Source organism: Saccharopolyspora hirsuta (assembly GCF_008630535.1).
Lineage (GTDB): Bacteria > Actinomycetota > Actinomycetes > Mycobacteriales > Pseudonocardiaceae > Saccharopolyspora > Saccharopolyspora hirsuta.
On record NZ_VWPH01000008.1, the window covers coordinates 192757 to 218964 of the forward strand.

General features: G+C 72.5%; 26 protein-coding genes. 19 read left to right on the forward strand and 7 right to left on the reverse strand.

Annotated elements, in window-relative coordinates; genetic code table 11:
- Window positions 1-225: 225 nt before the first annotated feature.
- The 6 genes from rpe (at window position 226) to F1721_RS19075 (ending at window position 5330) form a co-directional block, all read left to right on the forward strand.
- Window positions 226-906 carry a ribulose-phosphate 3-epimerase gene (rpe, locus tag F1721_RS19050; RefSeq protein WP_150068246.1) on the forward strand — a complete coding sequence of 227 codons (681 nt, stop codon included), beginning with the start codon at window positions 226-228 and terminating at the stop codon, window positions 904-906.
- A 294-nt stretch (window positions 907-1200) separates the two neighbouring features.
- Window positions 1201-2223: a bifunctional diaminohydroxyphosphoribosylaminopyrimidine deaminase/5-amino-6-(5-phosphoribosylamino)uracil reductase RibD gene (ribD, locus tag F1721_RS19055; RefSeq protein ID WP_150068059.1), complete on the forward strand. Its 1023-nt coding sequence runs from the start codon at window positions 1201-1203 to the stop codon at window positions 2221-2223.
- Between the two features lie 245 nt (window positions 2224-2468).
- Window positions 2469-3116, forward strand: a complete 648-nt coding sequence (locus F1721_RS19060) for a riboflavin synthase (protein ID WP_150068247.1) — start codon at window positions 2469-2471, stop codon at window positions 3114-3116.
- Window positions 3116-4408 carry a bifunctional 3,4-dihydroxy-2-butanone-4-phosphate synthase/GTP cyclohydrolase II gene (locus F1721_RS19065; protein WP_150068060.1) on the forward strand — a complete coding sequence of 431 codons (1293 nt, stop codon included), beginning with the start codon at window positions 3116-3118 and terminating at the stop codon, window positions 4406-4408. Before F1721_RS19060 ends, F1721_RS19065 begins: the two co-directional genes overlap by 1 nt.
- On the forward strand, window positions 4405-4902 hold the full coding sequence (gene ribH / locus F1721_RS19070; RefSeq protein WP_150068061.1) for a 6,7-dimethyl-8-ribityllumazine synthase: 498 nt from the start codon (window positions 4405-4407) through the stop codon (window positions 4900-4902). The genes F1721_RS19065 and ribH overlap by 4 nt, the downstream gene beginning before the upstream one ends.
- 32 nt (window positions 4903-4934) lie before the next feature.
- On the forward strand, window positions 4935-5330 hold the full coding sequence (locus F1721_RS19075; protein ID WP_246155138.1) for a PH domain-containing protein: 396 nt from the start codon (window positions 4935-4937) through the stop codon (window positions 5328-5330).
- Window positions 5331-5376: 46 nt separating this feature from the next.
- Here F1721_RS19075 and F1721_RS19080 read toward each other — a convergent pair whose 3' ends face one another.
- Together F1721_RS19080 and F1721_RS19085 are read right to left on the reverse strand one after the other, a co-directional pair.
- The gene (locus F1721_RS19080) at window positions 5377-6054 is read right to left on the reverse strand and encodes a GntR family transcriptional regulator (protein ID WP_150068063.1); all 678 of its coding nucleotides are present in this window, start codon (window positions 6052-6054) and stop codon (window positions 5377-5379) included.
- A gap of 63 nt (window positions 6055-6117) precedes the next feature.
- Window positions 6118-6984 carry a dihydrodipicolinate synthase family protein gene (locus tag F1721_RS19085; RefSeq protein WP_150068064.1) on the reverse strand — a complete coding sequence of 289 codons (867 nt, stop codon included), beginning with the start codon at window positions 6982-6984 and terminating at the stop codon, window positions 6118-6120.
- A gap of 154 nt (window positions 6985-7138) precedes the next feature.
- Here F1721_RS19085 and F1721_RS19090 point away from each other — a divergent pair, with 154 nt between their 5' ends.
- Both F1721_RS19090 and F1721_RS19095 read left to right on the forward strand, forming a co-directional pair.
- Entirely contained in the window at window positions 7139-8107 is a 969-nt protein-coding gene (locus F1721_RS19090; RefSeq protein WP_150068065.1) for a 2-hydroxyacid dehydrogenase, read from the forward strand.
- A 51-nt stretch (window positions 8108-8158) separates the two neighbouring features.
- A complete protein-coding gene (locus F1721_RS19095; protein ID WP_150068066.1) occupies window positions 8159-9466 on the forward strand; it encodes an MFS transporter in 1308 nt (435 codons plus the stop codon).
- Between the two features lie 46 nt (window positions 9467-9512).
- Here F1721_RS19095 and F1721_RS19100 read toward each other — a convergent pair whose 3' ends face one another.
- Together F1721_RS19100 and F1721_RS19105 are read right to left on the reverse strand one after the other, a co-directional pair.
- A complete protein-coding gene (locus F1721_RS19100) occupies window positions 9513-9887 on the reverse strand; it encodes an FKBP-type peptidyl-prolyl cis-trans isomerase (RefSeq protein WP_150068067.1) in 375 nt (124 codons plus the stop codon).
- Between the two features lie 96 nt (window positions 9888-9983).
- Complete coding sequence (locus F1721_RS19105; protein ID WP_150068068.1) at window positions 9984-11315, reverse strand: aminotransferase-like domain-containing protein; 1332 nt, start codon at window positions 11313-11315, stop codon at window positions 9984-9986.
- A 127-nt stretch (window positions 11316-11442) separates the two neighbouring features.
- On the opposite strand from F1721_RS19105, the gene F1721_RS19110 reads away from it, so the two are divergent.
- The 3 genes from F1721_RS19110 to F1721_RS19120 all read left to right on the forward strand — a co-directional run bounded on the left by F1721_RS19110 (window position 11443) and on the right by F1721_RS19120 (window position 13567).
- Window positions 11443-12363 (forward strand): branched-chain amino acid transaminase, encoded by a 921-nt coding sequence (locus F1721_RS19110; RefSeq protein WP_150068069.1) that lies wholly within the window; start codon window positions 11443-11445, stop codon window positions 12361-12363.
- Window positions 12364-12466: 103 nt separating this feature from the next.
- The gene (locus tag F1721_RS19115) at window positions 12467-13222 is read left to right on the forward strand and encodes a nucleotidyltransferase family protein (RefSeq protein WP_150068248.1); all 756 of its coding nucleotides are present in this window, start codon (window positions 12467-12469) and stop codon (window positions 13220-13222) included.
- Window positions 13223-13306: 84 nt separating this feature from the next.
- Window positions 13307-13567, forward strand: a complete 261-nt coding sequence (locus tag F1721_RS19120) for a hypothetical protein (protein ID WP_150068070.1) — start codon at window positions 13307-13309, stop codon at window positions 13565-13567.
- Window positions 13568-13570: 3 nt separating this feature from the next.
- Here F1721_RS19120 and F1721_RS19125 read toward each other — a convergent pair whose 3' ends face one another.
- Window positions 13571-14722: an MFS transporter gene (locus F1721_RS19125; RefSeq protein ID WP_150068071.1), complete on the reverse strand. Its 1152-nt coding sequence runs from the start codon at window positions 14720-14722 to the stop codon at window positions 13571-13573.
- A complete protein-coding gene (locus tag F1721_RS19130) occupies window positions 14715-15470 on the reverse strand; it encodes a DeoR/GlpR family DNA-binding transcription regulator (protein ID WP_150068072.1) in 756 nt (251 codons plus the stop codon). Before F1721_RS19130 ends, F1721_RS19125 begins: the two co-directional genes overlap by 8 nt.
- Window positions 15471-15650: 180 nt before the next feature.
- Between F1721_RS19130 and F1721_RS19135 the strand changes: the two genes are divergently transcribed.
- The 4 genes from F1721_RS19135 (at window position 15651) to F1721_RS19150 (ending at window position 20144) form a co-directional block, all read left to right on the forward strand.
- A complete protein-coding gene (locus tag F1721_RS19135) occupies window positions 15651-16640 on the forward strand; it encodes a beta/alpha barrel domain-containing protein (RefSeq protein WP_246155144.1) in 990 nt (329 codons plus the stop codon).
- Window positions 16641-16754: 114 nt separating this feature from the next.
- Entirely contained in the window at window positions 16755-17513 is a 759-nt protein-coding gene (locus F1721_RS19140) for a hypothetical protein (RefSeq protein WP_150068073.1), read from the forward strand.
- Window positions 17462-18967 (forward strand): hypothetical protein, encoded by a 1506-nt coding sequence (locus F1721_RS19145; protein ID WP_150068074.1) that lies wholly within the window; start codon window positions 17462-17464, stop codon window positions 18965-18967. Before F1721_RS19140 ends, F1721_RS19145 begins: the two co-directional genes overlap by 52 nt.
- 169 nt (window positions 18968-19136) lie before the next feature.
- Window positions 19137-20144 (forward strand): glycoside hydrolase family 172 protein, encoded by a 1008-nt coding sequence (locus tag F1721_RS19150; protein ID WP_425474410.1) that lies wholly within the window; start codon window positions 19137-19139, stop codon window positions 20142-20144.
- Between the two features lie 46 nt (window positions 20145-20190).
- Here F1721_RS19150 and F1721_RS19155 read toward each other — a convergent pair whose 3' ends face one another.
- A complete protein-coding gene (locus F1721_RS19155; protein WP_150068076.1) occupies window positions 20191-21129 on the reverse strand; it encodes an MBL fold metallo-hydrolase in 939 nt (312 codons plus the stop codon).
- A 146-nt stretch (window positions 21130-21275) separates the two neighbouring features.
- Here F1721_RS19155 and uvrC point away from each other — a divergent pair, with 146 nt between their 5' ends.
- From uvrC to whiA, 4 genes are read left to right on the forward strand one after another with little or no spacing between them, the layout of a single operon-like run.
- Window positions 21276-23273, forward strand: a complete 1998-nt coding sequence (uvrC, locus tag F1721_RS19160; protein WP_150068077.1) for an excinuclease ABC subunit UvrC — start codon at window positions 21276-21278, stop codon at window positions 23271-23273.
- Window positions 23266-24141 (forward strand): RNase adapter RapZ, encoded by an 876-nt coding sequence (gene rapZ / locus F1721_RS19165; RefSeq protein WP_150068078.1) that lies wholly within the window; start codon window positions 23266-23268, stop codon window positions 24139-24141. Before uvrC ends, rapZ begins: the two co-directional genes overlap by 8 nt.
- The gene (locus F1721_RS19170; RefSeq protein ID WP_150068079.1) at window positions 24138-25106 is read left to right on the forward strand and encodes a gluconeogenesis factor YvcK family protein; all 969 of its coding nucleotides are present in this window, start codon (window positions 24138-24140) and stop codon (window positions 25104-25106) included. The genes rapZ and F1721_RS19170 overlap by 4 nt, the downstream gene beginning before the upstream one ends.
- Window positions 25097-26083, forward strand: a complete 987-nt coding sequence (whiA, locus tag F1721_RS19175; RefSeq protein ID WP_150068080.1) for a DNA-binding protein WhiA — start codon at window positions 25097-25099, stop codon at window positions 26081-26083. The genes F1721_RS19170 and whiA overlap by 10 nt, the downstream gene beginning before the upstream one ends.
- Window positions 26084-26208 lie beyond the last annotated feature (125 nt).

The following is a 26208-nucleotide window of genomic DNA, read 5'->3' on the forward strand; positions in this document are numbered from 1 at the left end:
TGCGCCGCAGGCGCATAGCCCGAGCTGTCAGCTTGCACCGCCGCGGGTTCGCGGTGCCCACCCCTCGGGGTTCCTTCCGGCGAGGACGGCCCAACTGCCGTGTATTGGCATACATAAAGTTGGGCACCCGGAGTCCAGGCGGGCGCTGAGGTTCCGCTACACCCGCACCGCTACGCAAGGCGAGTCATGCATTCTTCTAAACTCCCGCATGTGTCGAACCAGCCGATGATCGCGCCCTCCATCCTCTCTGCCGATTTCGCCCGTCTCGCCGATGAGATCGCCGCCGTGAACGGCGAGCCCGGCAAGCGTGCCGACTGGCTGCACGTGGACGTGATGGACGCGCACTTCGTGCCCAACCTGACCCTGGGGCTGCCGGTGGTCGAGTCGATCCTGAAGGCGACCGACATCCCGGTCGACTGCCACCTGATGATCGAGGACCCGGACCGCTGGGCCGTCGGCTACGCCGAGGCCGGTGCCCACAACGTCACGGTGCACGTGGAAGCCGCCAAGGACCCGATCGCCATCGCCAAGGACCTGCGCGCCGCGGGCGCCAAGGCGGGCCTGTCGATCAAGCCGGGCACCCCGCTGGAGCCCTACCTCGACGTGCTCAAGCACTACGACACGCTGCTGGTGATGTCGGTGGAGCCGGGCTTCGGCGGCCAGAAGTTCATCGCCGACGTGCTGGACAAGGCCCGCAAGGCGCGCGAGCTGGTCGACACCGGCCACCTCAAGCTGCTGGTGGAGATCGACGGCGGGATCAACGCCGACACCATCGAGCAGGCCGCCGAGGCCGGGGTGGACTGCTTCGTGGCGGGCTCGGCGGTCTACAACGCCGACGACCCGGCCCAGGCGGTCGAGGCGCTGCGAGCCAAGGCAGCCCCGAACTTCGCCCACGCCCGGCGATAATCGGATTCCGGGCTCGTTCTGCGCAGCGGTGCGGGTAGCGGAACCTCAGACCGCCTGGCTGCGACCCCGTTCTTGTGCATGCTCAATGCACGGCGAACGGGCTGTCCTCGCCAGGCGACGTCTGAGAACCCGCGGCGGTGCCGGTCGCGGGGGTGGGCTAAGCGCCTGCGGCGCTTCAAAGAATGAGAAAGCGTGGATGGCTGCACAGCCCCTGGCACCCTCCACCAGGTGAGCGGACATGTGAGTCGAGCAGGTTGCTCGAACGGTCGGTTCGCGTGAGCGGGGAGGACGGCGATGGTCGATCGTGGCGAGGAGCAGGCGATGCGCGCCGCGATCGCGGCCAGCGAGCAGGTCCGGGGCACGACCAGCCCGAACCCGCCCGTGGGGTGCGTGATCCTCGGCACCGGCGGTGAGGTCGTCGGGGTCGGCGCGACCCGGCCCCCGGGCGGCCCGCACGCGGAGGTCGTCGCGCTGCGCGCGGCGGGGGAACGGGCCCGGGGCGGCACCGCCGTGGTGACGCTGGAGCCCTGCTCGCACACCGGGCGCACCCCGCCGTGCACCGACGCGCTCGTCGAGGCCGGGATCAAGCGCGTCGTGCACGCCGCATCCGACCCCAACCCGCTGGCCAGCGGCGGCGCTGAGGTGCTGCGCGCGGCGGGCGTCGAGGTCCGGAGCGGGTTGCTGGTCGACGAGGTGGCGGCCGGTCCGCTGCGCGCCTGGCTGCACTTCGCCCGCACCGGGCGGCCGCACGTGACCTGGAAGTACGCGGCCACTCTGGACGGGCGCTCGGCCGCCGCGGACGGCACCAGCAAGTGGATCAGCTCCGCCGAGTCCCGCGCCGAGGTGCACCGGATCCGCGCGCGGGTGGACGCCATCCTCGCGGGCACCGGCACGGTCCGCGCCGACGACCCGCACCTGACCGCCCGCGCCCCGGACGGCGCGCTGCTGGACCGGCAGCCGCTGCGGGTCGTGGTCGGCGACAGCGACGTCCCGGCGACCGCGAAGGTCTTCGACGACGCGGCGGAAACGATCCAGCTGCCCGGCGGCGACCCGCGCGCGGTGCTCGCCGCGCTCGCCGACCGCGGCGTGGTCGACGTGCTGCTGGAGGGCGGGCCGCGGCTGGCCGGGGCGTTCCTGGCGGCCCGCTGCGTGGACCGGGTGCTGGCCTACGTCGCTCCGGTGCTGCTCGGCGCCGGACCGGCCGCCCTCGGCGAAGCGGGAGTGGGAAGCATCTCGCAGGCATGGCGGTTGCAGATCGAGGAGACGACTATGAGTGGCCCGGACGTCCGCATCAGCGCGATCCCGCAGGAGAGCTGAGACGTTGTCTGACGAACTCGTGTTGCGTGGCGGTGCGGGTAGCGGAACCTCAGCGCCCGCCTGGCTGTGGGTGCCCTGACTTGTGTATGTCCAATACACGGCGTCAGGGCCGTCCTCGCCAGGCGAACGCTGAGAACCCGCGGCGGTGCAAGCTGCGAGGGTGGGCCAAGCGGCTGGCGCCGCTTCAAAGACAAAGACAGGCTCTGAGAAGGTCCGGAATGAACGCCGGACGCGAGGAGGCAGCAGTGTTCACCGGGATCGTCGAGGAACTCGGCACCATCGAGGTGGTCGAGCCGTTGGCCGACGGCAGTCGGCTCACCATCCGCGGTCCCGTGGTGACCGAGGACGCCAAGCACGGCGACTCGATCGCGGTCAACGGCGTGTGCCTGACCGTGGTGACCGTCGGCGAGGGGCAGTTCACCGTCGACGTGGTGTCCGAGACGCTGCGCCGCTCCTCGCTCAAGGGCATCGCCGCGGGTGACCGGGTCAACCTGGAGCGCGCCATGGCGCTCGGGGACCGGCTCGGCGGGCACATCGTGCAGGGCCACGTCGACGGCACCGCCGTGCTGCGCGGCACCGAGGCCGACGGGCTGACCCGCTTCGACCTGCCGCAGCGGCTGTCCCGCTACCTGGTGGAGAAGGGCTCGATCACCGTCGACGGCGTGTCGCTGACCGTGGTCGAGGCGGGCGAGTCGACGTTCAGCGTCGCGCTGATCCCCACCACCAAGGAGCTGACCACCCTCGGCCGCCGCGCGCCGGGTGACGAAGTGAACATCGAGGTGGACGTGCTGGCCAAGCACCTCGAACGGCTCGCCGCGGCCCAGCTGGACCACCAGGCCCGTGGTGCGCAGGTCCGTTCGGGGGACAATGGCGGCGTCAGGGAGGCGCAGTGATGAACCCCGAGGTTGGCGGCACCGTGAGCACGAACAGGTTCGACAGCATCGAGCGCGCGTTGTCCGACATCGCCGCCGGTCGTCCGGTGGTGGTGGTCGACGACGAGGACCGCGAGAACGAAGGCGATCTGATCTTCGCCGCGGAGAAGGCGACGCCCGAGCTGGTGGCGTTCATGGTCCGCTACACGTCCGGCTACATCTGCGTCGGGCTGCCCGGCGAGGACTGCGACCGCCTCGACCTGCCCCCGATGTACTACTGGAACCAGGACCGCAAGGGCACCGCGTACACCGTCACGGTGGACGCCGCCGACGGCGTGAGCACCGGCATCTCGGCCGCCGACCGCGCCCGTACGCTGCAGGTGCTGGCCGCCGAGGAGTCCACGGCCAAGGACCTCACCCGCCCCGGCCACGTGGTCCCGCTGCGCGCCCGCGACGGCGGCGTGCTGCGCCGCCCGGGGCACACCGAGGCCGCGGTCGACCTCGCCCGCCTCGCGGGCCTGCGCCCGGCCGGTGCGCTGTGCGAGATCGTCAGCCAGAAGTCCGAGGGCGACATGGCCCGCCGCGACGAGCTGGAGGTCTTCGCCGAGGAGCACGACCTGGCGCTGATCAGCATCGCCGACCTGATCGCCTACCGGCGCCGCTTCGAGAAGCAGGTCGTCCGGGTCGCCGAGGCCCGCATCCCCACCGCGCACGGCACCTTCCGCACCGTCGGCTACGACAGCACCCTCGACGGCATCGAGCACCTGGCCCTGGTCTACGGCGAGATCGGCGACGGCGAGGACATCCTGGTGCGGGTGCACTCCGAGTGCCTGACCGGCGACGTGCTCGGCTCGCTGCGCTGCGACTGCGGCCCGCAGCTGGACGCGGCGCTGGCCAAGGTCGCCGAGGCCGGTCGCGGCGTGGTGCTCTACATGCGCGGGCACGAGGGCCGCGGCATCGGCCTGATCCACAAGCTGCAGGCCTACCAGCTGCAGGACGACGGCGCCGACACGGTGGACGCCAACGTCGCGCTGGGCATGCCGGTGGACAGCCGGGACTACGGGCAGGGCGCGCAGATCCTGTGCGACCTGGGCGTGAAGTCGATGCGGCTGCTCACCAACAACCCGGCCAAGCGGGTCGGCCTGGAGGGCTACGGGCTGCGCATCGTGGACCGGGTGCCGCTGCCGATCCGCCCCAACCCGGAGAACATCCACTACCTGCGGACCAAGCGCGACCGCATGGGGCACGTGCTGGACAATCTCGACGACGGCGAGGATTCCTCGATCAACGGCGAGACTGGAGTGACGGCATGAGTGGCGAGGGGAGGCCGCGGGTCGGCGTGCCGAAGGCCGGCGAGCTGCGGCTGGGCATCGCGGCGATCCGCTGGCACGAGCGGTTCGTGGAGCAGATGCTCTCCCGCGCGCTGGCGGCGGCCGCGGAGGCGGGCATCGCGGAGCCCACGGTGGTGCGGGTGCCCGGTTCGATCGAGCTGCCGGTGGTCTGCCAGCAGCTGGCGCACCAGCACGACGCGGTGGTCGCGCTCGGCGTGGTGGTCCGCGGCGGGACCCCGCACTTCGAGTACGTCTGCGACTCGGTCACCCAGGGCCTGACCCGGGTGGCGCTGGACGAGTCCACTGCGGTCGGCAACGGCGTGCTGACCTGCGACACCGTGGAGCAGGTGGAGGCGCGCGCCGGGTTCGAGCACTCGGTGGAGGACAAGGGCTTCGAGGCCACCGCGGCGGCTCTGGAGACCGCGCTGGTGCTGCGGGAGCTGCGGGGCTGGGACGGAGAGCGGGGGTTCCTGTGACTGTGGAGGTGCGGCCGCGGAAGGTCCGCAAGGTGGCGATCCCGCTCGCGGTGCTGTTCGTCGTGGTGTTCGCGGTGGTCGGCACCCTGCTGACGAACAGCCCGACCGGCGTGATCTTCTCGGTGTCCGACCAGATCGCGATGGCCATGATCGGCGTCCTGCTGGCCGCTGGCGTGATGCTGCTGACGCGTCCCCGGCTGCGCGCCGACGCCGAGGGCCTGGAGGTCCGCAACATCATCGGCACCCACCGCTACTCGTGGCCGCTGGTGCAGGCGGTGAGCTTCCCGGACGGCTCCGCGTGGGCGCGCCTGGAGCTGCCGGAGGACGAGTACGTCCCGATCATGGCGATCCAGGCCGCCGACGGCGAGCAGGCCATCAAGGCGATGCGAGACCTCCGAGAGCTCCGCCGCCAAGCCCAGGACGCCTGACCAGAGCGAGAACGGGGCCCGCGACCAGCTGCGGTCGCGGGCCCCGTCAGTCCTCGGCAGCGGAGCTCTGGGTGGCCCGGAGGGCGGAGCGGAGCCGGTTCTGGGCGCCGAGCAGGTGACCCCGGAGGTTGGTCACCGCCCCTTCCTCGTCGCCGGTGCGGGCCAGCCGGAGGAGTTCGGCGTGGGCCTCGGCGGCCGGGTGCAGGTCGATGTCCTGCGCGTTGGTCACGTCCAGCATCACGCCGAAGGTCGGCCGGTACTGCTCCCACACCGCCAGCAGCCGCCGGTGCCCGGACAGCTGGTAGAGCTGCGCGTGGAACTCCAGGTCGGCGCGGGCGAAAGCGGACGCGTCGCGGCGCTGCGCGGCGGATTCCATGGCGCGCGAGCACTCCTCGGCCCGCGCCCAGTCCTCGGGCGCTGCCCGCCGCATGGCCAGCGACAGCGCCAGCGTCTCCAACGAGCCCCGAAGCGTGTACAGCTCGTCGACGTCGTCCTCGGTGAGACCGATGACGAACACGCCGCGCCGCCGCGATTCCAGCAGCCCCTCGGCCTCCAGCTGGCGGAAGGCGTCCCGGATCGGGCCGCGGCTGACGTCGAACTGCTCGGCCAGCACGTCCTCGACGAGCCTGGTGCCGCGCGCCAGCTCCCCGCCGATGATGCGGACCCGCAGCTCCTGCGCGACCCGGTCGCCGAGCGACTGCTGCACCAGGGACGGGAAGCTCAAAACCACTCCTCGCGAGGTCGGGGGCCGCCCCGCCAGGTGAGTCGTCGGCAGGGCCGTACCAGGTTAGCTTGCGCTCTCGCGGACCAGTTCCGCGATGATCGCCTCCGCGGCGGCGTCCGGATCCGCGACGGCCATGCGGGAACCCCCGGCGGGCAGGCCGCGCAACCGCTGGGCGCACTTGATCCGCCCGATGCTCGGCCCGAGCGCGGCGACGACGCGGTCGACGCGGTCCTGCGCCGGTCCGGTGCCGGTGTTCCCGGTGCGCAGGGCTTCGAGCAGGTCCAGGAACGCTTCGGGCAGCCCGGCCGCGCAGCCGGACACGACGCCCGCACCCCCGGCGGCCAGCACGTCGGCCAGCTCCCGGTCGTTGCCGCTGTACACCTCGAACCCGTCCGGCCCGGCGGCGACGTGCTCCCGCACCTGGCGGGAGGCGGAGCCGCTGAGCTTGACCCCGGCGATGCCGTGCGCGCGGGCGAGTTCGGCGCACAGCTCGGGCGGGACGTCGAGGCCGCTGCGCTCGGGGAACAGGTAGGCGTAGAGCTCGGCGTCCCCGGCTGCTTCCCGGATGCTGCCGAAGTAGGCGTGCAGCTCGTCCGGCGTCGCGGGCAGGTAGTACGGCGTGAGCGCGGCCAACCGCCGTGCGCCCGCCCGCACCGATGCGCGGGTCAGCAGCGCCGCCGTGCGCGCGTCCGCGGCGCCGACGTGGTTGATGACGTTCTGGTCGCCGAGGGTTTCGAGCGCGATCTCCAGCAGCTGCAGGCGTTCGCCGGTGCTCAGCGCGGGGAACTCGCCGGTGGTGCCGCCGACGAGCAGTTGGCCGGTGGTGCTCCGCACGAACCCGTAGAGCTCCCTGGTGGCCGCCAGGTCGAGGTCACCGCTGGGGTGGAAGGGCGTGGTCACCGCCGTGATGACGGTGCGCTGGCCGCTCATGTGCCGGCTTCCTTTCGTCGGAGGGGGTTCCCGTCATCGTAGACCGTTAACGAAATTTCGTTAACGGTTGACGATGCTGAGTTCGGGGTGTCACTGTGCCGTGCGGCGCCGCGAGTTCACCGGCGCCTCGGCCCGGAGAGGAGCGCGGCCCCGCATGGGCGAGCACATCGTCAGCTTCTACGACCTGAACAACATCACCGAGGCGGAGCTCCGCAGGAACCTGCCGCCGCACGACGACCTGCGGATCACCGAGATCGGACCGGACGCCGACCCCGCCGCGCACCGCGCTGAGCTGGCCACCGCGACGATCGTGCTGGCGCCGCTGGAGAAGGAACGGCGAATCGACGCGGCGCTGCTGGACGCGATGCCGAACTGCCGGTTGGTCCAGGCCGTCGCGGTCGGGTTCGACGGCGTCGACCACGTCGCCGCCGCCGAGCGCGGCATCCCGGTGGCGAACCTGCCCGGCTTCAACGCCGACGCGGTCGCCGACTGGACCGTCGGCGCGATGCTGCAGCTGCTGCGCCGCTACGCGCAGGGCCACCGCAAGGTCGAGCAGGGCGGCTGGGGGCCCGAAGGCCTGCGCGGACGGGATCTCTCCGCGCTCACCGTGGGAATCCTGGGCTTCGGCAACATCGGCCGCGCCGTCGCCCGTCGGCTGGACGGCTTCGGCGCGACCGTCGTGGTGCACGACCCGGTCCCCTCGGAACCCGACCGCGACTACCTCGAACTGGGCGAGGTCGTGGCGCGGTCGGACGTCCTGAGCCTGCACCTGCCGCTCAACGACGCGACCCGGAACCTGCTCGACGACGACCTGCTCGCCACGCTCCCCGAGGGCGCCTACGTGGTCAACGCCGGTCGCGGAGGGGTGATCGACGAGTCCGCACTGGTCCGGGCCCTGGACACCGGACGCCTCTCCGGTGCCGCGCTGGACGTCTTCGCCGAGGAGCCGCTGCCGTCCGGTTCCCCGCTGCGCGGTCGCGACGACGTGCTGCTCACCCCGCACACGGCGGGCGTGACCTGGGAGGCCTACCACAACCTGCGCAACCGGCTGTTCGAGAAGCTCGCCGCAGTGCTCGCCGGCCGGCCGCCGACGGACGTCGTCAACGGCGTCCGCCCGCGCTGAACACCAGCTCATCCGCCGCCACCGGCGGCGGTTCCACCTCTGGAGGACTCGATGGTCACCTCGCCCCGGTCAGCGTCGACCGGAACCGGGCCAGCGCGCGGCGGGACCGGCAAGGTCCGGTACGCGGTGCTAGCGGTGCTGTTCACCGGCATCGCGATCAACTACGTCGACCGGGCGACGATCAGCGTCGCGATGCCGTTCATGAGCGACGAGCTCGGGTTGTCCGACGCCGTCGCCGGGGTCGTCCTCTCGGCGTTCTTCTGGACCTACGCGGCCGGGCAGATGCCCGGTGGTTTCCTCGCCGACCGGCTCGGCCCCCGCAAGATGCTGATGATCGCCAGCCTGGTCTGGGGGCTGTCCACGATGGCCATGGGCCTGGCCTGGGGCGTGGCGTCGCTGATCGTGCTCCGGTTGCTGCTGGGCATCGGCGAGTCGCCCGCGTTCCCGGCGAGCGCGCAGGTGGTGTCGCGCTGGTTCCCGCGCTCCGAGCGCAGCTTCGCGTCGGCGACGTTCAACAACGGAAATCCGGTCGGCGCGACGCTCTCGGTTCCGCTGGTGGCGCTGGCGATCGCCACGTTCGGCTGGCGGTGGGCGTTCGCGCTGGCCGGGGCGCTCGGCGTGGTGTGGGCGCTGGTGTGGTGGAAGTTCTACCGCGAACCGCGCGAGCACCCGGGGGTCGGGGCCGCCGAGCTGGCGCACATCGAGCACGGCCAGGAGGCGGAGGTCCCGCCGGGCGAGGCGGTCAGCTGGGGCCAGCTGTTCCGGTTCCGCGCGGTGTGGGCGATGATGATCGGCTTCTTCTGCGTCAACTTCGTCGCCTACTTCTTCATCACCTGGTTCCCGACCTACCTGGTCAAGACCTACGGCCTGAGCCTGTTGAAGTTCGGCTTCTACGGGATGATCCCCGGCATCGCGTCGATGATCGGCGGCTGGTGCGGCGGGCTGCTCTCCGACCACCTCGTCCGCCGCGGGGTGTCGCTGACGGTGGCCCGCAAGATCCCGCTGGTCGGTGGGCTGCTGGGCACCTCGGTGATCGCGCTGGCGGTGGTCTCGCCGTCGATGGGCGTGGCGCTGACGGCGCTGTCCGCCTCGTACTTCTGCAGCACGTTCGCCGCGGCGAGCGTCTGGGCGCTCCCGGCGGACTTCGCCCCGACCCCCGGTCACGTCGGGTCGCTGGGCGGCATCCAGAACACCGCGGCGAACGTCGCCGGGATCGTCTCGCCCGTCCTGATCGGCGTGATCACCGGGCTGACCAGCTCGTTCGCCCTGCCGCTGCTGATCGCCGGGGGCGTGGCGCTGACCGGGGCCGCGGTCTACGCGTTCCTGCTGCCGCCGGTGCGGCGGTTGCGCCTGGGCTAGTCCTGCGGGTGCCGTGGGCCCACGGCACCCGCAGCCGGGATGCTGCTCAGCGGGCCTCGACGAGGTCGCAGACGAAGACCAGGGTTTCGCCCGGGGCGATGACGCCGCCCGCGCCCCGGTCGCCGTAGGCGAGGCCCGGCGGGATGATCAGCTGGCGGCGGCCGCCGACCCGCATGCCCTGCAGGCCCTGGTCCCAGCCCGGGATGACCTGACCGGCGCCGAGCTGGATGCGCAGCGGCTGACCGCGGTCCCAGCTGGCGTCGAACTGCTTGCCGGTGCTGTGCGAGACCCCCACGTAGTGGACGGCGATCTGGCTGCCCGCGGTGGCTTCCGGGCCTTCGCCGACGGTGATGTCCCTGATCACCAGCTCGGCCGGGGGCTCGCCGGTGGGCCGGGCGATCTTCGGCTTCTCGATGTTCACGAGCGTTCTCCTTGATCGGTGGTGCGCCGCGTCGTCCAGCGCTGCTGCGGAATTCTCCCAGGGCGGTCCGATGTGGAGCGCAGCCGCCCGGCGTCGTCAGGCGTGGTCGGACCAGGCGCGGGCGAGGGCCGGGACAGCTTGGTCGAGGAGCTCGGGGGTCAGGGCGAAGCTGAGGCGGAGGTGGTCGCGGTAGCGGCCGTCGGGGGAGAACATCGAGCCCGGGGCCACCGCGACGCCCAGCTCGCGGGCGCGTTCGGCGAAGGCGTCGGCGTCGGTGCCGGGGAGGCGGACCCACAGCGACAGGCCGCCCGCCGGGGCGGGCCAGGTCCACTGCGGGAGCTCCCGGCGCAGGGCCGCCGACAGGTGGTCGCGGCGGCGGGTCAGCTCGGCGCGCCAGGCCGTGATGTCGTTGTGCCGCAGCAGTTCCGCGGCGAAGCGCTGGGCGACCGTGCTGGTCGCCAGGTCGCCGGTCTGCTTCAGCTCGGTGAGCTGGCTGCGCAGCGGTTCGGGGGCGACCAGCCAGCCCACCCGCAGCCCGCCCCACAGCGTCTTCGACAGCGAGTGGACCTCGATCGTGCCGTGCGGGTGGGTGTCGGCGAAGCGGCCGGGCGGCGGGCCCCCGTGCCGCACCTCGGCCAGCGTGTGGTCGGCGACCACCGGCAGGTCGGCGTCGCGGGCGATCCCGGCCAGCTCCCGCACGCGCTCGGCGTCGGCGACCGCGCCGGTGGGGTTGCGGACCGCCTGGACGTAGGCGAACGCGGGCCGGTGCCTGGTCAGCGCCTCGGCCAGCGCTCCGGGGAGCATGCCGCGCTCGTCGGTGGGCACCGCGACGGCCCGCGCCCCGCAGCCGGTGATGGCGGCCAGCGCGCCGGGGTAGGTGGGTTCCTCGACCAGCACCGCTTCGCCGGGGCGGGCCAGGCAGCGGGTGCTCAGGTCGATGCCCTGCTGCCCGCCGCCGGTGATCAGCACGTCGCCGAGGAGTTCCAGCAGGCCCGGCTCACCGCGCGGGTCGTAGCCGTGCCTGCTCGGGGTGCGCAGGAGGTCGGCCGGGTCCAGCCGGGGCAGGTGCAGGTGCGCCGGATCGGGAACGACCGATGTGGACAGATCGGCGAACACCGCGCCGGGGCTCAGCAACCGGTCCATCGCCGAGGTCGCGCCGGTCGCGGTGAGGTAGGTGCCGCTGCCGTGCTTGCGCTCGCAGATCCCGTCCTCGAACAGCGCGTTGAACGCGGCGGCCACCGCGCCGCGGCTGCACTCCAGGACGCGGGCCAGGTCGCGCTCGGAGGGCAGGCGGGTGCCGGGGCTGAGCGCGCCGGTGCGCGCGAGGTCGGTGAGCGCGGCGGCCAGCCGACGGCTCAGCGGGCCGTGCTCGTGGCGGAGCCGGTCGCGGAGCAGCGCGGCGAAGTGGTCCACATCGGCGGATGGCATGCGGCCATTCTGCCGCAAGGAGGACCACGCTCTAGTGGATGAACGATCCACTTGCTAGCGTGTCACTCAGCCGCGAAGTGGCTTGTTCCACATCGCGAGATATGCCACTTTGCTGGAGGGAGCGGCGATGGCGCTGACCGAGGCGGACTACATCTGGATGGACGGCGAGCTGGTTCCGTGGCAGGACGCCCGGATCCACGTGCTCAGCCACGGACTGCACTACGGCACCGGTGTTTTCGAGGGCGTCCGCGCGTACTCCACATCGGACGGACCGGCGCTCTTCCGGCTCGACGAGCACCTGGACCGGCTGTTCCGCAGCGCCAAGATGCTGCGCATGGCGCTGCCGCGCGACAAGGCGGAACTGCGCGCGGCGACGCTGGAGCTGGTGCGCGCCAACGGCCACCGCTCCTGCTACGTGCGCCACCTGGCGAACCTCGGCTACGGCGCGATGGGCGTCGACCCCACCGGGGCCGTGGTGCAGATGTCGATCAGCAGCTGGGAGTGGGGCGCCTACCTCGGCGACGCCGCCGAGCACGGCATCCGGCTGATGACCAGCTCCTGGCGCCGCAACGACCCGACGGTGGTGCCGACGGCGGCCAAGGCCACCGGCCCCTACCTGAACTCCGCGCTGGCCAAGCTCGAAGCGCGCGAGGCCGGGTTCGACGAGGCGGTGCTGCTGAGCACCGACGGGTACGTGAGCGAGTGCTCCGGCGAGAACGTCTTCATCCGGCGCGGCGACGTGCTCTACACGCCGCCGTCCAGCGCGGGTGCGCTGGAGGGCATCACCCAGGACACGGTCGGGACGCTCGCTGCGGACCTCGGGATCGAGGTGCGGCGCGAGAACCTGCTGCGCTCCGACCTCTACGCCGCCGACGAGATGTTCCTGTGCGGCACGGCGGCGGAGGTGACGCCGGTGCGCTCGGTGGACAACCGCGAGATCGGCGGCCCCGGGCCGATGACCTGCAAGATCCGCGACGCGTTCCGCGCCGCGGTGACCGGTGCGGACGAGCGCTACCGGCACTGGCTGACCTTCGTCGGCGAGCGCTGATAACCTCCGCGGCATGGGCTCCGCGCAGTGACCACCACCCGTTGACGGCGCGACGCGTTCTCGCGGTCGCGCCGGTTCGCACTGCGCTGGAGGAGTCGTTTTGCTGGAAGAAGCAGAGTTCGAAACCCACGTCGCCGACCGGCTCGCCGCGCTGCCGGGCGTGCGCGCGGTGAGCCTCGGCGGGTCGCGCGCCCAAGGTACGCACCGCGCCGACAGCGACTGGGACTTCGCGATCTACTACCGCGGCCGGTTCGAGCCGCAGCACCTGCGCGACGTCGGCTGGCCGGGGGAGGTGTCCGAGCTCGGCGCCTGGGGCGGCGGCGTGTTCAACGGCGGTGCCTGGCTGCGGATCGACGGCCGCCCGGTGGACGTCCACTACCGCGATCTCGACGTGGTCGAGCACGTGCTCGCCGAAGCCCGCGCCGGGCGCTTCGAGTGGCAGCCGCTGATGTTCCACCTGGCCGGTATCCCGAGCTACCTGCTGCTGGCCGAGCTGGCGATCAACCGCGTGCTGCACGGTGAGCTGCCGCGACCGGAGTACCCGCGGGCGCTGCGCGAAGCCGCACCGGCGGTCTGGTGGCAGCAGGCATCGCTCGGTTTCGCCTACGCCCGGGCGAACCACGCCCCGCGCGGTCAGCTCGCCGAAACGGCGGGGGCGATCGCCCAGGCGGCCTGCCAGTCGGCCCACGCGGTCCTGGCCGCGCGAGGGGAGTGGGTGACCAACGAGAAGCGCCTGCTCGCCAGGGCGGGACTGCGCGACGTGGACCAGGTGATCGCCGGGCTGACCCCGGATTCCCTGGTCGCGGCGGTGGATCGGGCGCAGGCCCGCTGCGAGGCGGCGGTATCCGCAGCCCGCTGACGCACTCGTGAGTGCGGAAACCGGTTCTGGCCGGTTTTCGCACTCACGAGCGGGCGGGCCCGGCTGGCTGCCATGATCGTCCGCATGGGGCTGTTCGACGCGAAGCCGAAGCTCGCGACCGTGCTGGGGAAGGCGTTCCGGTGCCTGGGGTGCGGCAACGCCTGGTTCTGGTCCCGGGAGGTCAAGCTGAACACGACCGGCGCCGAGCTCTTCAACATGGCGTGGGCGAACGAGTCCGCCACCGGGCTGGTCTGCGACGAGTGCGGGTACGTGCACGAGTTCGCGGGCCGCAACCGGCCCCAGCTGTGGAAGGAGAAGGAGGGCTACCCGGCGGGCGCCGAGTAGCCGTCAGCGGGGCCGGACGGCCGGGGCGGAAAGGGCGACCAGCAGGGCGAGGGCGGCGGGGACGGCCATGCCGATGCTCAGGTCGGTCCAGCTGGAGATCAGGCCGATCACCACCGGGCCCGCCAGCAGTCCGCCGTAGCCGAGGGTGCTGACCTGCGCGAGGTCCCGGCCGCTGCGGTTCGGGTCGCGGTTGCCCGCGGCGTTGAACACCTGCGGGATGATGCACGAGAGGCCGATCCCGAACAGCGCGAAGCCGATGATCGCGGCCACCGGGTGGTGCAGCAGCAGGGCGGTGCCCAGGCCGGTGCCCGCGATCGCGCCGCAGCAGCGGACCAGCAGCACCGGTCCGAGCCGGGCCACCAGGAAGTCGCCCAGGAAGCGGAAGACGGCCATCATCGCGGAGAACACCGCGTAGCCGACCGCCGCGATCGCCGGGCTGGTCTCCAGCACGTCGTGCAGGTACAGCGGCGACCAGTCGGCCATCGAACCCTCGCCGACCGAGCAGAAGAACGCCAGCACGCCCAGGAACAGGATCCCCGGCGAAATTCCGCGCTGCCGCGGCGAAGATTCGCTCGGCGCGCGGACCTCCGCCGGGAGCAGTTCGCGCCGCGCCAGCAGCAGCACCGCGGCGAGCACCGCCGCGACGAACGCGAAGTGCGCCCCCGCACTGATCGAAGCGTGGGCGGCCAGCGCCCCGACCCCGGCGCCGAGCAGGCCGCCGACGCTGAACATCGCGTGGAAGGTGCTCACGATCGGTCGGCCGTAGCTGCGCTGGACCTGCATCGCGTGGGTGTTCATGGCCACGTCGACGGTCCCGTGGCCGGCGCCGAACACCAGCAGGCCCACCAGCAACAGCGGCAGGCTGCCCGCGAAGCCCGGCAGCAGCAGGCTCGCCGCCATCGCCACCCCGGCCGGACCCAGCACCCGGGCGCTGCCGAACCGGTCGGCGAGGTGCCCGACGGCCTGCATCGCCAGCACCGACCCGGCCGCCACCGCGAACAGCGCCAGCGTCACCTGCCCGTCGTCGAGGCCGAGGTCCTGCTTGATCGCCGGGATCCGCGCGGTCCAGGTGCCCAGCGCCGCGCCGGTGCTGACGAAGTAGGCCGTGACGGCCCAGCGCGCCCGCTGCGGGACGGCGACGGTGGTCTCAGACAACGCGGACCTCCACCCCTGCCGCCGCGAGCTCGGCGCGCGCCTCCTCGGGCGCGGAGGAGTCGGTGACGACGACGTCGAGATCGGTGACCGGGCAGACCAGCCCCAGCCCGGTGCGGGCGAACTTCGCCCCGTGGCAGACGGCCACGACGCGCTGGGCGGCCTCCACGGCGGCCCGCTTCACCGGGACCTCCTCCAGGTCGTGCGCGGTCAGCCCGTGCTTCGCCGACAACCCGCACACGCCGAGGACCGCGGTGTCCACCCGCAGCGCGCGCAGCGACGCCTCTGCCAGGTGCCCGATGAACGACAGCTCTCCGGGCTTCGCGCGCCCGCCGGGCAGCAGCAGGTCCACCTGCGGCACGTTGCTCAGCGCGTTCGCCGAGTGCATGTCCAGCGGGATCGCGGTCAGCTGGCGGTGGGCCAGCCGCTTGGCGACTTCCAGCGTCGTGGTGCCGGAATCGAGGATCACCGATTCGCCGTCGGCGATCAGCTCGTCGACCGCGGCCGCCAGCCGCTGCTTGGTCGCCACCTCGTCGCGCTCGCGGAGCGGGAACGGCGCCGAGTGGCCGCGCAGGAAGCTCACCGCGCCGCCCCGCACCCGGCGCAGGACGCCCTGCTCGGCGAGCTGGTCCAGGTCGCGGCGGATGGTCATCTCCGAGCAGCCGGTCGCCTCGGCCAGCTCGGCGACCGTGACGCGCTCGGCCAGCCGCAGCCGCTCGACGATCGCCGCCGTGCGTTCCGAACTTTCCACGATTGCGATCGAACAGGAATCATGTGCGAAACGCAAGAGAACGAACAGGGCGTGTGATCGAGGCCGCTGGGGTGGGGAGCGGCGAATGGGGGACAATGGACGTCGACGCTGCGATGCGCAGGTCGTCGACGCGGGTAGGAGGAGATCGTGAGCGTGGCCCAGGAGCGCAACCTACGGTTGGTGCGAGACGTTCCGGCCGAACCCGGCGTTCGGCTCGGCGACATCAGACTGCGCAACCGCCTGGTGACCTCGTCCAGCCTGCTCGGCTACGGCGTGGCCAACGCCAAGCTGGTGCCCTACGGCATGAGCCCGATCTCGTCGTTCGTGCCGCTGGCCCGGTTCGGCGCGGTCACCACCCGCACCGTCACCGTCGAACCCCGCGAGGGGCACTTCACCACCCGAGACGTGTGGCCGCTGCAGGAGCTGCCCGCGCTGATCAAGCGCTACGGCCAGGCGCTGCGGCAGGTCGACGGCGGCTGGCTCAACGCCTTCGGCTGGTGCAACGTCGGCATCGACGCCTACCTGCGCGACTACTACCCGCGCACCCGCGAGCAGAACACCATCATCTCCGTCGGCGGGTTCTCCGCCGAGGAGTTCGTCACCCTGGTGGACAAGGTGAACGCCGCGGTGCCCGCCGGGGAGATCGCCGCGGTCGAGTTCAACGTCTCCTGCCACAACGTCAACTTCGACTTCAACCAGATCATCGAGTCGGTGCTGGCCGAGGCGGTGCCGCGCAGCAACCACCCGGTGATCCTCAAGCTCTCGCCGGACTACGACTACCTGGGCCACGCGCGGCTGGCGGCCCGCCACGGGGTGTCCGCGCTGACCGCGATCAACACCGTCAAGGGCCTGCGGCTGGACCCGAACACCGGGCAACCGCTGCTGAAGAACGGCTTCGGCGGCCTGTCCGGCCGCGCGATCAAGCCGATCGGCCTGCGCGTGGTCAAGGAGCTCCGCGACTCCGGCGTCACCCTGCCGATCATCGCCACCGGCGGCATCCGCAGCTTCGACGACTGCCGCGAGTACTTCTGGGCGGGTGCGGACGCGGTGAGCCTCGGCAGCGCCAGCTGGTTCGCCAGCTACCCGGGCTACGCGCTGTCCCCGCTCTACGGGGCCCGCATCCGCAACCTCCTGCGCCGCATCGAGAACTACGAGCCCCCGGCCCGCTGACCGCTGGGCGGATCGGGTGATCGTCGCGGTCACCGCGGGAAACCCGCCGCGCTTCCCATACGCTGATCTCCGCGTGATCACGCGGAATCCCCGTGCGGAGGCGGGTGCGGTGCCGTGGCGGACGACGACGAGGAACCCCGGCGCCGGTGGTGGCAGCGGCTGCTGAGCGGTCCGGCGTTCGTCATCACCGGGCTGGTCGCAGCGCTGATCGGGTTGGCTGCGCCCTTCGTGTTCAACGCGGTCCGGGACGCGGCCCGGCCGCCGCTGCTCGCCTGGGCGAGCTCGGACGGCGGGGCGGTCGGCGACCTCTCCTTCGCGCTGCCCGAGGAGCTGCCGGAGCAGCGCTTGGGCGAGATCGGCACGCCGTACGACTTCTTCGCCGGTGGTGCCACGAAGGTCGGGGTGCAGGGCAGCACGGTGACGGTCGAGGGCGCGCAGTCGCGCGACATCGTGATCACCAACATGCGGGCCAAGATCCTCAGCCGCGGCCCGAACGTCACCGGCACCCTGTTCTGCGCGGGCCAGCAGGGCGACGTGCCCGCCGACAACATCGGTTTCGACCTGGACGAGGTGCGCCCGGTGGCGCGGGAGCTGCGCGACGACCAGCTGGGTGCGCCGTTCTTCGCGGGCAAGGCCAAGCAGCTGACCGACGGCGAGACCGCGGTTTTCCAGATCGAGGCGCGCGCCGCGGCGGCGCACTACCGCTGGGAGCTGGAGATCGACCTGGTCGTGGACGGCCGCCCGCAGACCATCGGCGTGCACCCGCCCGGCGGGCCGTTCGAGATCACCGGCACCGGGCCGGGGAGCAGCGCGGTCTACCGGTGGCGCGGCAACTCCTGGTCGCCGGACGGGCCGGGGAGGTCGTGCGGGTGAACCGGTACGGGAAGCGGGCGCTGGCGGTCGGGCTGCTGCTGGCGCTGGGCATCGCGGGCGGTGTCTGGTGGGTCCGGGGCGGGGCGGAGGAGCTCGACTCGCCGGAGGAGCTGACCGCGCTGCTGCCGCCCGCGGGAAGCGGCCGGTTCCTGACGAAGGAGGTCGGCCCGATCGAGGTCAGCGCGGTTCAGGCCAGCATGGAGCAGTGCGGGCCGGTGCCCGTGGTGCAGAAGTTCCGGACGCGGGCGCCCGCGGGCTTCGTGCGGTACGGCGTCGGCGAGACGTCGGTGGACGTGGCGGTCGTCCGGCTGGCCGACGAGGACGTGGGTCCGGTCGGCGCTGCGCTGCGCTCCAGCACCCACTGCGAGCGTTCCGGGCCCGACAACACCGAGACGTGGTGGACCAAGGTCGACCACCCCTGGTTCGGCGATGCTGCCGCGCTGTTCCGGGTGGCCGACAGCAACGTCGCGGGCGAGCCGTTGCTCAACGGCGGACCGGTCTGGTCGTTCACGACGTCCGGGGAGTGGCTGGTGGCCGTCGGGGCCTACCGGGCCACGGTGGACGGCGCCGCGCAGATCTACCGGGAACTGCTCTCCGGGTGGGACCGCGAGGTCGGCACGCACTTCCTGGCACCGGGCCGATCCCGCAGCGACTGCGGATCACCCGAGCTGCCGGTGGGTGCGCTGACCGACGAGGCAGCAGCTGCGCTGGCGACCGTGCACGACATGGCTTGCCGGGGCCAGGCCGAGCTGGTGGGGGCGATGCAGTCGGCTCCGCTGGTCGTCGACAGCGGGTTCGCCGACGACCCGGGCGCGGTGGACATCGGGGACCCGGGGGAGTTCGCGCGGCTGCTGGAAAGCCCTGCGGTGCACCGCAACGGCGCGCTCAGCTTCCGGCGCGGGGACACCGCGGCCGTGTTCTCGACGGTGCGCTCCGGTGGCCTCGCGGGGATCGGCTGGGACGCCCACGTGCAGCACTGCTCCGCGGCAGCGCCGGTCGCGGCGCGGATGTGCGGGCCCGACCCCAACGGGCCGCTCGGCGGAGCGGACTGGCCGTCGCTGGCCGCGGAAGCGGGGTGCGCGTCGGACATGTACCCGTTCGGCCCGATCTCGCACGCGCTGTTCGAGGACTTGACCGGGGACGGCCGCCAGGAGGCGGTCATCGCGCTGCTGTGCGACACCGAGGACGGCTCCGAGCTCGGCGAGGTACGGGTGTACGACGGGGCGTCGTCGCCGGACTCGCCGCGGCTGCTCCAGTCGCTGCTGCGGGACGACCCCGGCCCGTTCGGCACCGGCCTGCTCCCGGTGGCCCTGACGACCGACGGCTCCGACCTGGTGGTGGAATCGCACGCCTGGCAGGAGTTCGTCTACCCGGTGGACCCGGACGCTCGGGTGCGCGACCGGTACCGCTGGCAGGGCGGCGGTCTCGCGCTGGTGGGGCGGGAGGTCCGCTGAACCGCGCATTCAGCTTGCCCCGTCTGGAAGAGCGCCGCACCCGGCGATTCCCGTGGTAAGAAGTGATCAGGGACACATCACTTCTGGGGAGGCGGTTTTGGGCGGCTACGGAGCTTTCGGCAGCAGTCTGCGAGATCTGCCCCGGTTGCGGGCCAGCCGGCGCGGCCGGGTGTCCAGCTGGGACCAGACCGGCGGCAACACCGACAACATCCGCGTCGAGCCCGGGCAGACCCGCGAGCTGGCCGACATCCGGGGGCCCGGGGCGATCACGCACATCTGGTGCACGGTGGCGCTGGACCACGTGGGCAAGCCCGCCGAGCTGGAGGGCGACTACCTGCGGCGGCTCGTCCTCAAGATCACCTGGGACGACCAGCCGCACCCGGCCGTGCTGGTGCCGCTGGGCGACTTCTTCGGCATGGGCCACGGGCGCAGCGCCAACTTCGTGTCCGCGCCGCTGCAGATGAGCCCGCAGGACGGCAAGGGCTTCAACTGCTGGTTCGCCATGCCCTTCGCCGGACGAGCCCGCTTCGAGCTGATCAGCGAGCTGAGCGTCAAGCCGGTGACGTTCTACTACTACATCGACTACGAGACCTACGCCGAGGCCGACCCGGAGCTGGGCTACTTCCACGCGCAGTGGCGGCGGCAGAACCCCACCGACGGCGTCGAGCAGGGCGACCAGACCAACGAGGAGTTCCTCTTCGGCGGCACCAACATCGGCGGCGAGGGCAACTACGTGATCCTCGAGGCCGAGGGCCGCGGGCACTACGTCGGCACCGTGCTCAACGTGCACAACCTCCGCCGCACCAGCGACTGGAACTGGTACGGCGAGGGCGACGACATGTTCTTCATCGACGGCGAGACGTGGCCGCCGCGCCTGCACGGCACCGGCACCGAGGACTACTTCAACACCGCGTGGTGCCCGGGCCAGGTGTACCAGGCGCCCTACCACGGGCTGACCATGCCGGGCGGGCCGAACTGGAGCGGCCAGGTGTCCTACTACCGGTTCCACGTGGAGGACCCGGTGGTGTTCGACAGGTCGATCAAGGTCACCATCGAGCACGGCCACGCCAACAAGCGCTCCGACGACGTCTCCTCGGTCGCCTACTGGTACCAGACCCTCCCGGCGCTCCCGGTCACCCTCGCCCCCGTCGAGGACCGCATCCCGCGCCCCCTGTGACCCGCCCGGGTGCCGATCTCGCGCGGGATCGGCACCCGCCCCGGGCTCAGACGGCGGAGCGGAGGGGGCCGCCGTTGTAGGCGACCGCGTCGGCGAAGGCCGCCGCCAGGTCGAGCTCGGTCTCGTCGGCGTCGGCGTAGGCGCGGTGGAGGTTGAGCACGATGCGCTCGCGGTCCGGCCAGCTCGCGAACTCGCCGAGGTCGCAGCGCTGCGCCGCCTCCAGCGGGGACAGGCCGTCGGTGCGGGCCTGGCGGGCGGTGTCCAGCACGAAGCGGTAGTAGCGGGCCTGGTCCTCGAGCACGCGCGGGAACGACAGGCCCGGCAGGACCGGTCCGTGGCCCGGCACCACCGCGCTGGCGCGGAAACCGGCCAGCCAGTCCAGCGACTTCAGCGCGCCCTCCACCGATCCCATGAACACCAGCGGCGTCACGCCGTGGAAGATCAGGTCGCCGGTGAACAGCACCTCCGCGTCCGGCACCCACGCCACCACGTCGCCCGCGGTGTGCGCGGCGTGCCCGGGGTGGTGCAGCTCGACGAGGCGGCCCCCGACGTCCAGGGTGAGCGAGTCCCGCAGCAGCACCGTCGGCGCGCGGTGCTCGGTGATGCCCCACTGCGGGGTCGGGGTCCACACCGGCGGCGGGTCGGTGAGGACGGTGTCGGCCAGGATGCCGTCCCGGGTCGCCGGGTGTCCGATGAGGACGGTGGCCTCGGGCAGCAGCGCGTTGCCGTGCGTGTGGTCGCCGTGCAGGTGGGTGTTCACCGCGAACCGGATCGGCGCGCCCCCACCGGCCGCGCGCACCGCGTCCAGGAAGCGCCGCGTGCGCTCGGCGGTCGCGCAGGTGTCGACCAGCACCGCCCCGTCGTCGCCGAACACCACCCCGGCGTTGTTGATCCACCAGCTGCCGTCCGGCTGGACCCAGGCGTGCACCCCGGGGCCGACCTCGGACAGCGCCGCGCGATCGGGATGGGCGTTCTCGGTGTTCACGGCTGACCTCCCGCCTGCTGCGGGGAGGCGCGAGACCTCCCCGGGCCGATCATCGTCGTGGAGATCCAGTGTGCCCCGCCCCGCGGCCGGATGGTGCGCCCCGCACCGAGATCCAGGCAGTCGGACCACGCACGTAGGGTGGTGGTGTGGCCGATCCGTCCACCTACCGACCCGCACCCGGCACGATCCCGGACGCCCCCGGCGTGTACCGGTTCCACGACGCCGGTGGCCGGGTGATCTACGTCGGCAAGGCGAAGAGCCTGCGCAGCAGGCTGTCCTCGTACTTCGCCGACCTGGCCGGGCTGCACCCGCGCACCCGCCAGATGGTCACCACCGCCACCGGGGTCCGGTGGACCGTCGTCGGCACCGAGGTCGAGGCGCTGCAGCTGGAGTACTCCTGGATCAAGGAGTACGACCCGAAGTTCAACGTCCGCTACCGCGACGACAAGTCCTACCCGGTGCTCGCGGTGACCCTGCACGAGGAGTACCCGCGGCTGCACGTCTACCGCGGCCCGCGCCGCAAGGGCGTGCGGTACTTCGGCCCGTACGCGCACGCGTGGGCCATCAGGGAGACGCTCGACCTGCTGCTGCGGGTCTTCCCGGCGCGCACCTGCTCCGGCGGGGTGTTCAAGCGGCACTCCCAGATCGGCCGGCCGTGCCTGCTCGGCTACATCGGCAAGTGCTCGGCGCCGTGCGTCGGCCGGGTCAGCGCCGAGGAGCACCGCGACATCGTCGAGGACTTCTGCGACTTCCTGGCCGGGCACACCGACCAGCTGATGCGCAAGCTCGACAAGGAGATGCAGGCCGCCTCCGCCGAGCTGGAGTTCGAGCGCGCCGCCCGGCTGCGCGACGACCTGGAGGCGCTGCGGCGCGCGATGGAGAAGCAGGCGGTGGTGCTGGGGGACGGCACCGACGCCGACGTGGTCGCCTTCGCCGAGGACGAGCTGGCCGCCGCCGTGCAGGTCTTCCACATCCGCGGTGGCCGGGTGCGCGGGCAGCGCGGCTGGGTGATCGACAAGGTCGCCAAGGCTGATGGTGCAGAGATGGACACCTCAGAACTCACCTCGCAGTTCCTCACCCAGTTCTACGGCGAGCAGGCGTCGCTGGCCGACCAGGCCGACGCCGGGGGCAGCCCGGTGCCGCGCGAGGTGCTGGTGCCGCAGCTGCCCGAGGACGCCGAGACCATCGCCGGGTGGCTCAGCGAGCTGCGCGGCAGCCGGGTGAGCCTGAGGGTGCCGCAGCGCGGCGACAAGCGGGCGCTGATGGAGACTGTCGAGCGCAACGCCAAGGAGGCCTTCCAGCAGTACAAACTCCGCCGCGCTGGGGACCTGACCGCGCGCTCGGCCGCGCTGCAGGAGCTGCAGGAGGTGCTGGCGCTGGACACCGCGCCGCTGCGGATCGAGTGCATCGACGTCAGCCACGTGCAGGGCAGCGACGTGGTCGCCTCGCTGGTGGTGTTCGAGGACGGCGTGCCGCGCAAGTCCGAGTACCGCCGCTTCGAGGTCCGCGAAGGCGCCGAGGGCGGCGACGTGGGCTCCATCGACGAGGTGGTGCGCCGCCGCTTCCACCGCTACCTCAGCGAGACCGGCAAGCCCGAGGGCGAGCAGGTCGGGGCGGCCGTCGACCCGGACACCGGTCGCCCGAAGAAGTTCGCCTACCCGCCGAACCTGCTGGTCATCGACGGCGGCGCCCCGCAGGCCAACGCCGCCGCCGACGCGCTCACCGAGATGGGCATCACCGACGTCGCGGTGATCGGCCTGGCCAAGCGGCTGGAGGAGGTCTGGCTGCCCGCCGACCCGGACCCGGTGATCCTGCCGCGCACCAGCGAGGCGCTCTACCTGCTGCAACGGGTCCGCGACGAGGCGCACCGCTTCGCCATCAGCTACCACCGCAAGAAGCGCGGCAAGCGCATGACAAGCTCCACATTGGACGCGATTCCGGGACTGGGCGAGACCCGCCGCACGGCGCTGCTCAAGCACTTCGGTTCGGTGCGCAAGCTGCGCCAGGCCGGGGTGGACGAGATCGCCGCGGTCCCCGGGATCGGCCGCCGCACCGCCGAGACCGTGCACTCGGCGCTGGCGGCGGACGGGGGAGCCGGGCCGCGCCCGGCGACGGAGAACGCTGAAGGGGAGAGCAGTGACTGAGGAGTCGGGCATCGAGGTCGCGGTCGTCAGCGGCCTGTCCGGAGCGGGCCGCAGCACCGCGGCCAAGTGCCTGGAGGACCTGGGCTGGTTCGTGGTGGACAACCTGCCGCCCGAGCTGATCGCCACCATGGTGGAGCTGGGGGCGCGCTCCAGCGGAGCGGTCACCCGCGTCGCGGTGGTGATGGACGTGCGCAGCCGCGCGTTCACCGAGGACCTGGGGGCGGTGATCAAGGACCTGGACGCCCGCGGCTACAAGCCGAAGGTGCTGTTCCTGGAGGCCACCGACGAGGTGCTGATCCGCCGCTTCGAGGGGGTGCGGCGCAGTCACCCGCTGCAGGGGGAGGGCCGGTTGGCCGACGGCATCGCCGCGGAGCGGTCGCTGCTGTCCCGGCTGCGCTCCGAGGCCGACCTGGTGCTGGACACCTCGAACCTGTCGGTGCACCAGCTGCGGTCCAAGATCGAGGACGCCTTCGGCACCGAGGCCAGCACCCGCACCCGCGTCACCGTGCTGTCCTTCGGCTACAAGTACGGTCTGCCGATGGACGCCGACCTGGTGATGGACTGCCGGTTCCTGCCCAACCCGTTCTGGATCCCCGAGCTGCGCGAGTTCAACGGCCTCGACGACGAGGTCCGCAACTACGTGCTCGGCCAGGAGGGCGCCGAGGAGTTCCTGCAGAGCTACCAGCAGCTGCTGCGCCTGGTCGGGGCCGGTTACCACCGCGAGGGCAAGCGCTACCTGACGCTGGCGCTGGGCTGCACCGGCGGCAAGCACCGCAGCGTCGCGCTGACCGAGGAGCTGGCCCGCCGCCTGGCCGAGGACGACGGGATGATGGTCAAGACGGTGCACCGGGACCTGGGGCGAGAGTGAGCACCGAGCTGCGCGCAGTCGCCCTCGGCGGCGGGCACGGTCTGCAGGCGACGCTGTCCGCGCTGCGGCAGATCACCTCGGACGTGACGGCCGTGGTGACGGTGGCCGACGACGGCGGCTCGTCCGGTCGGCTGCGCCGCGAGCTCGGCATGCTGCCGCCCGGTGACCTGCGCAAGGCGCTGGCCGCGCTGTCCGACAGCGATCCCGACGGGAAGCTGTGGTCGACGGTGTTCGAGCACCGCTTCGGCGGCAGCGGCGCGCTGGCCGGGCACGCCGTGGGCAACCTCGTGCTGGCCGGGCTGCTGGAGGTGCTCGGCGACCCGGTGCAGGTGCTCGACCAGGCCTGCCGCCTGCTCGGCGTGCGGGGCCGGGTGCTGCCGATGTCCACCGAACCGCTGGACATGTCCGCCGACGTGGTCGGGCTGGACTCCGACCCGAACTCGGTGCGGACCATCCGCGGTCAGGTCGCCATCGCCAGTACGCCCGGTCGGGTGAAACAGGTGAGCTTGCAGGCGAACGGCGGGGCCCTCCCGAAGGCCTGCCCGGAAGCGGTCGATGCGGTGCTGTCGGCGGACTTGGTGCTGCTCGGGCCGGGTTCGTGGTTCACCAGCGTGCTGCCGCACCTGCTGGTCCCGGAGCTGCACGAGGCGCTGGTGCGCACCTCCGCGCGCCGGTTCGTGGTGCTAAACCTGGTGCCGCAGCCCGGTGAGACGGCGGGTTTCTCACCCGAACAGCACCTGGACGTACTCTCGCAGCACGCACCGCGGTTGCGGGTCGACGCGGTGCTGGCCGACGCGGACTCGGTTCCCACCCCGGACCGGCTCCGCGCTGCGGCGGCCGAACTGGGTGCGCGGACTCTGCTGGACGAGATCGCCGCACCCGCCGTGCCGGGACGGCACGACCCGCAGGCGCTCGCGGCGAGCCTGCGGGCAGCACTGGAGAGGAGGACGGACCGGTGGCGATGACCGCGGCGGTCAAGGACGAGTTGAGCCGGTTGGCGGTGACCAAGACGTGCTGCCGACGAGCTGAGGTTTCCTCGTTGCTGCGCTTCGCCGGCGGGCTGCACATCGTTGCCGGCCGGGTGGTGGTCGAGGCCGAGCTGGACAGCGGCTCCACCGCGCGCAGGCTCCGCAAGGAGATCCACGAGCTCTTCGGGCACCACTCCGACGTGCACGTGATCACCTCCGGCGGGCTGCGCAAGGGCACCCGCTACGTGGTGCGCGTGGTGCGCGACGGGGAGGGCCTGGCCCGGCAGACCGGGTTGCTGGACCCGCGCGGCCGCCCGGTGCGCGGGCTGCCCGCGCACGTCGTCTCGGGCGGGGCCTGCGACTCCGAGGCGGCCTGGCGCGGCGCGTTCCTGGCGCACGGCTCGCTGACCGAACCCGGGCGCTCCTCGTCGATGGAGGTCACCTGCCCCGGCCCGGAGGCGGCGCTGGCGCTGGTCGGCGCGGCGCGGCGGATCGGGGTGGCGGCCAAGTCCCGCGAGGTGCGCGGCGCGGACCGGGTGGTGGTCCGCGACGGCGACGCGATCGGCGCGCTGCTGACCCGGCTCGGCGCGCACTCCAGCGTGCTGGCCTGGGAGGAGCGGCGGATGCGCCGCGAGGTGCGGGCCACCGCCAACCGGCTGGCCAACTTCGACGACGCGAACCTGCGCCGCTCGGCGCGCGCGGCGGTCGCGGCGGCGGCCCGGGTGGAGCGGGCGCTGGAGCTGCTGGGCCCGACGGCGCCGGAGCACCTGATGGTCGCGGGCAAGCTGCGGCTGGCGCACCGGCAGGCCTCGCTGGAGGAGCTCGGCCAGCTGGCCGACCCGCCGATGACCAAGGACGCGGTGGCCGGTCGGATCCGCCGCCTGCTGGCGATGGCCGACAAGCGCGCCCGCGAACTGGGCGTTCCGGACACCGAGTCCGCGGTCACCGCGGAGATGCTCGAAGCCGAGGCCTGATCCGGGTCCTGATCGCGGTTTCAGCTGAAACCGCGACCCGGTGTGCGGGGATATCCACAGTTTCAATTGAAACTGTGGTCCCGCGGGGCTCGGCCAGAACCGTTGCAGAGATGCCGATCACGGGC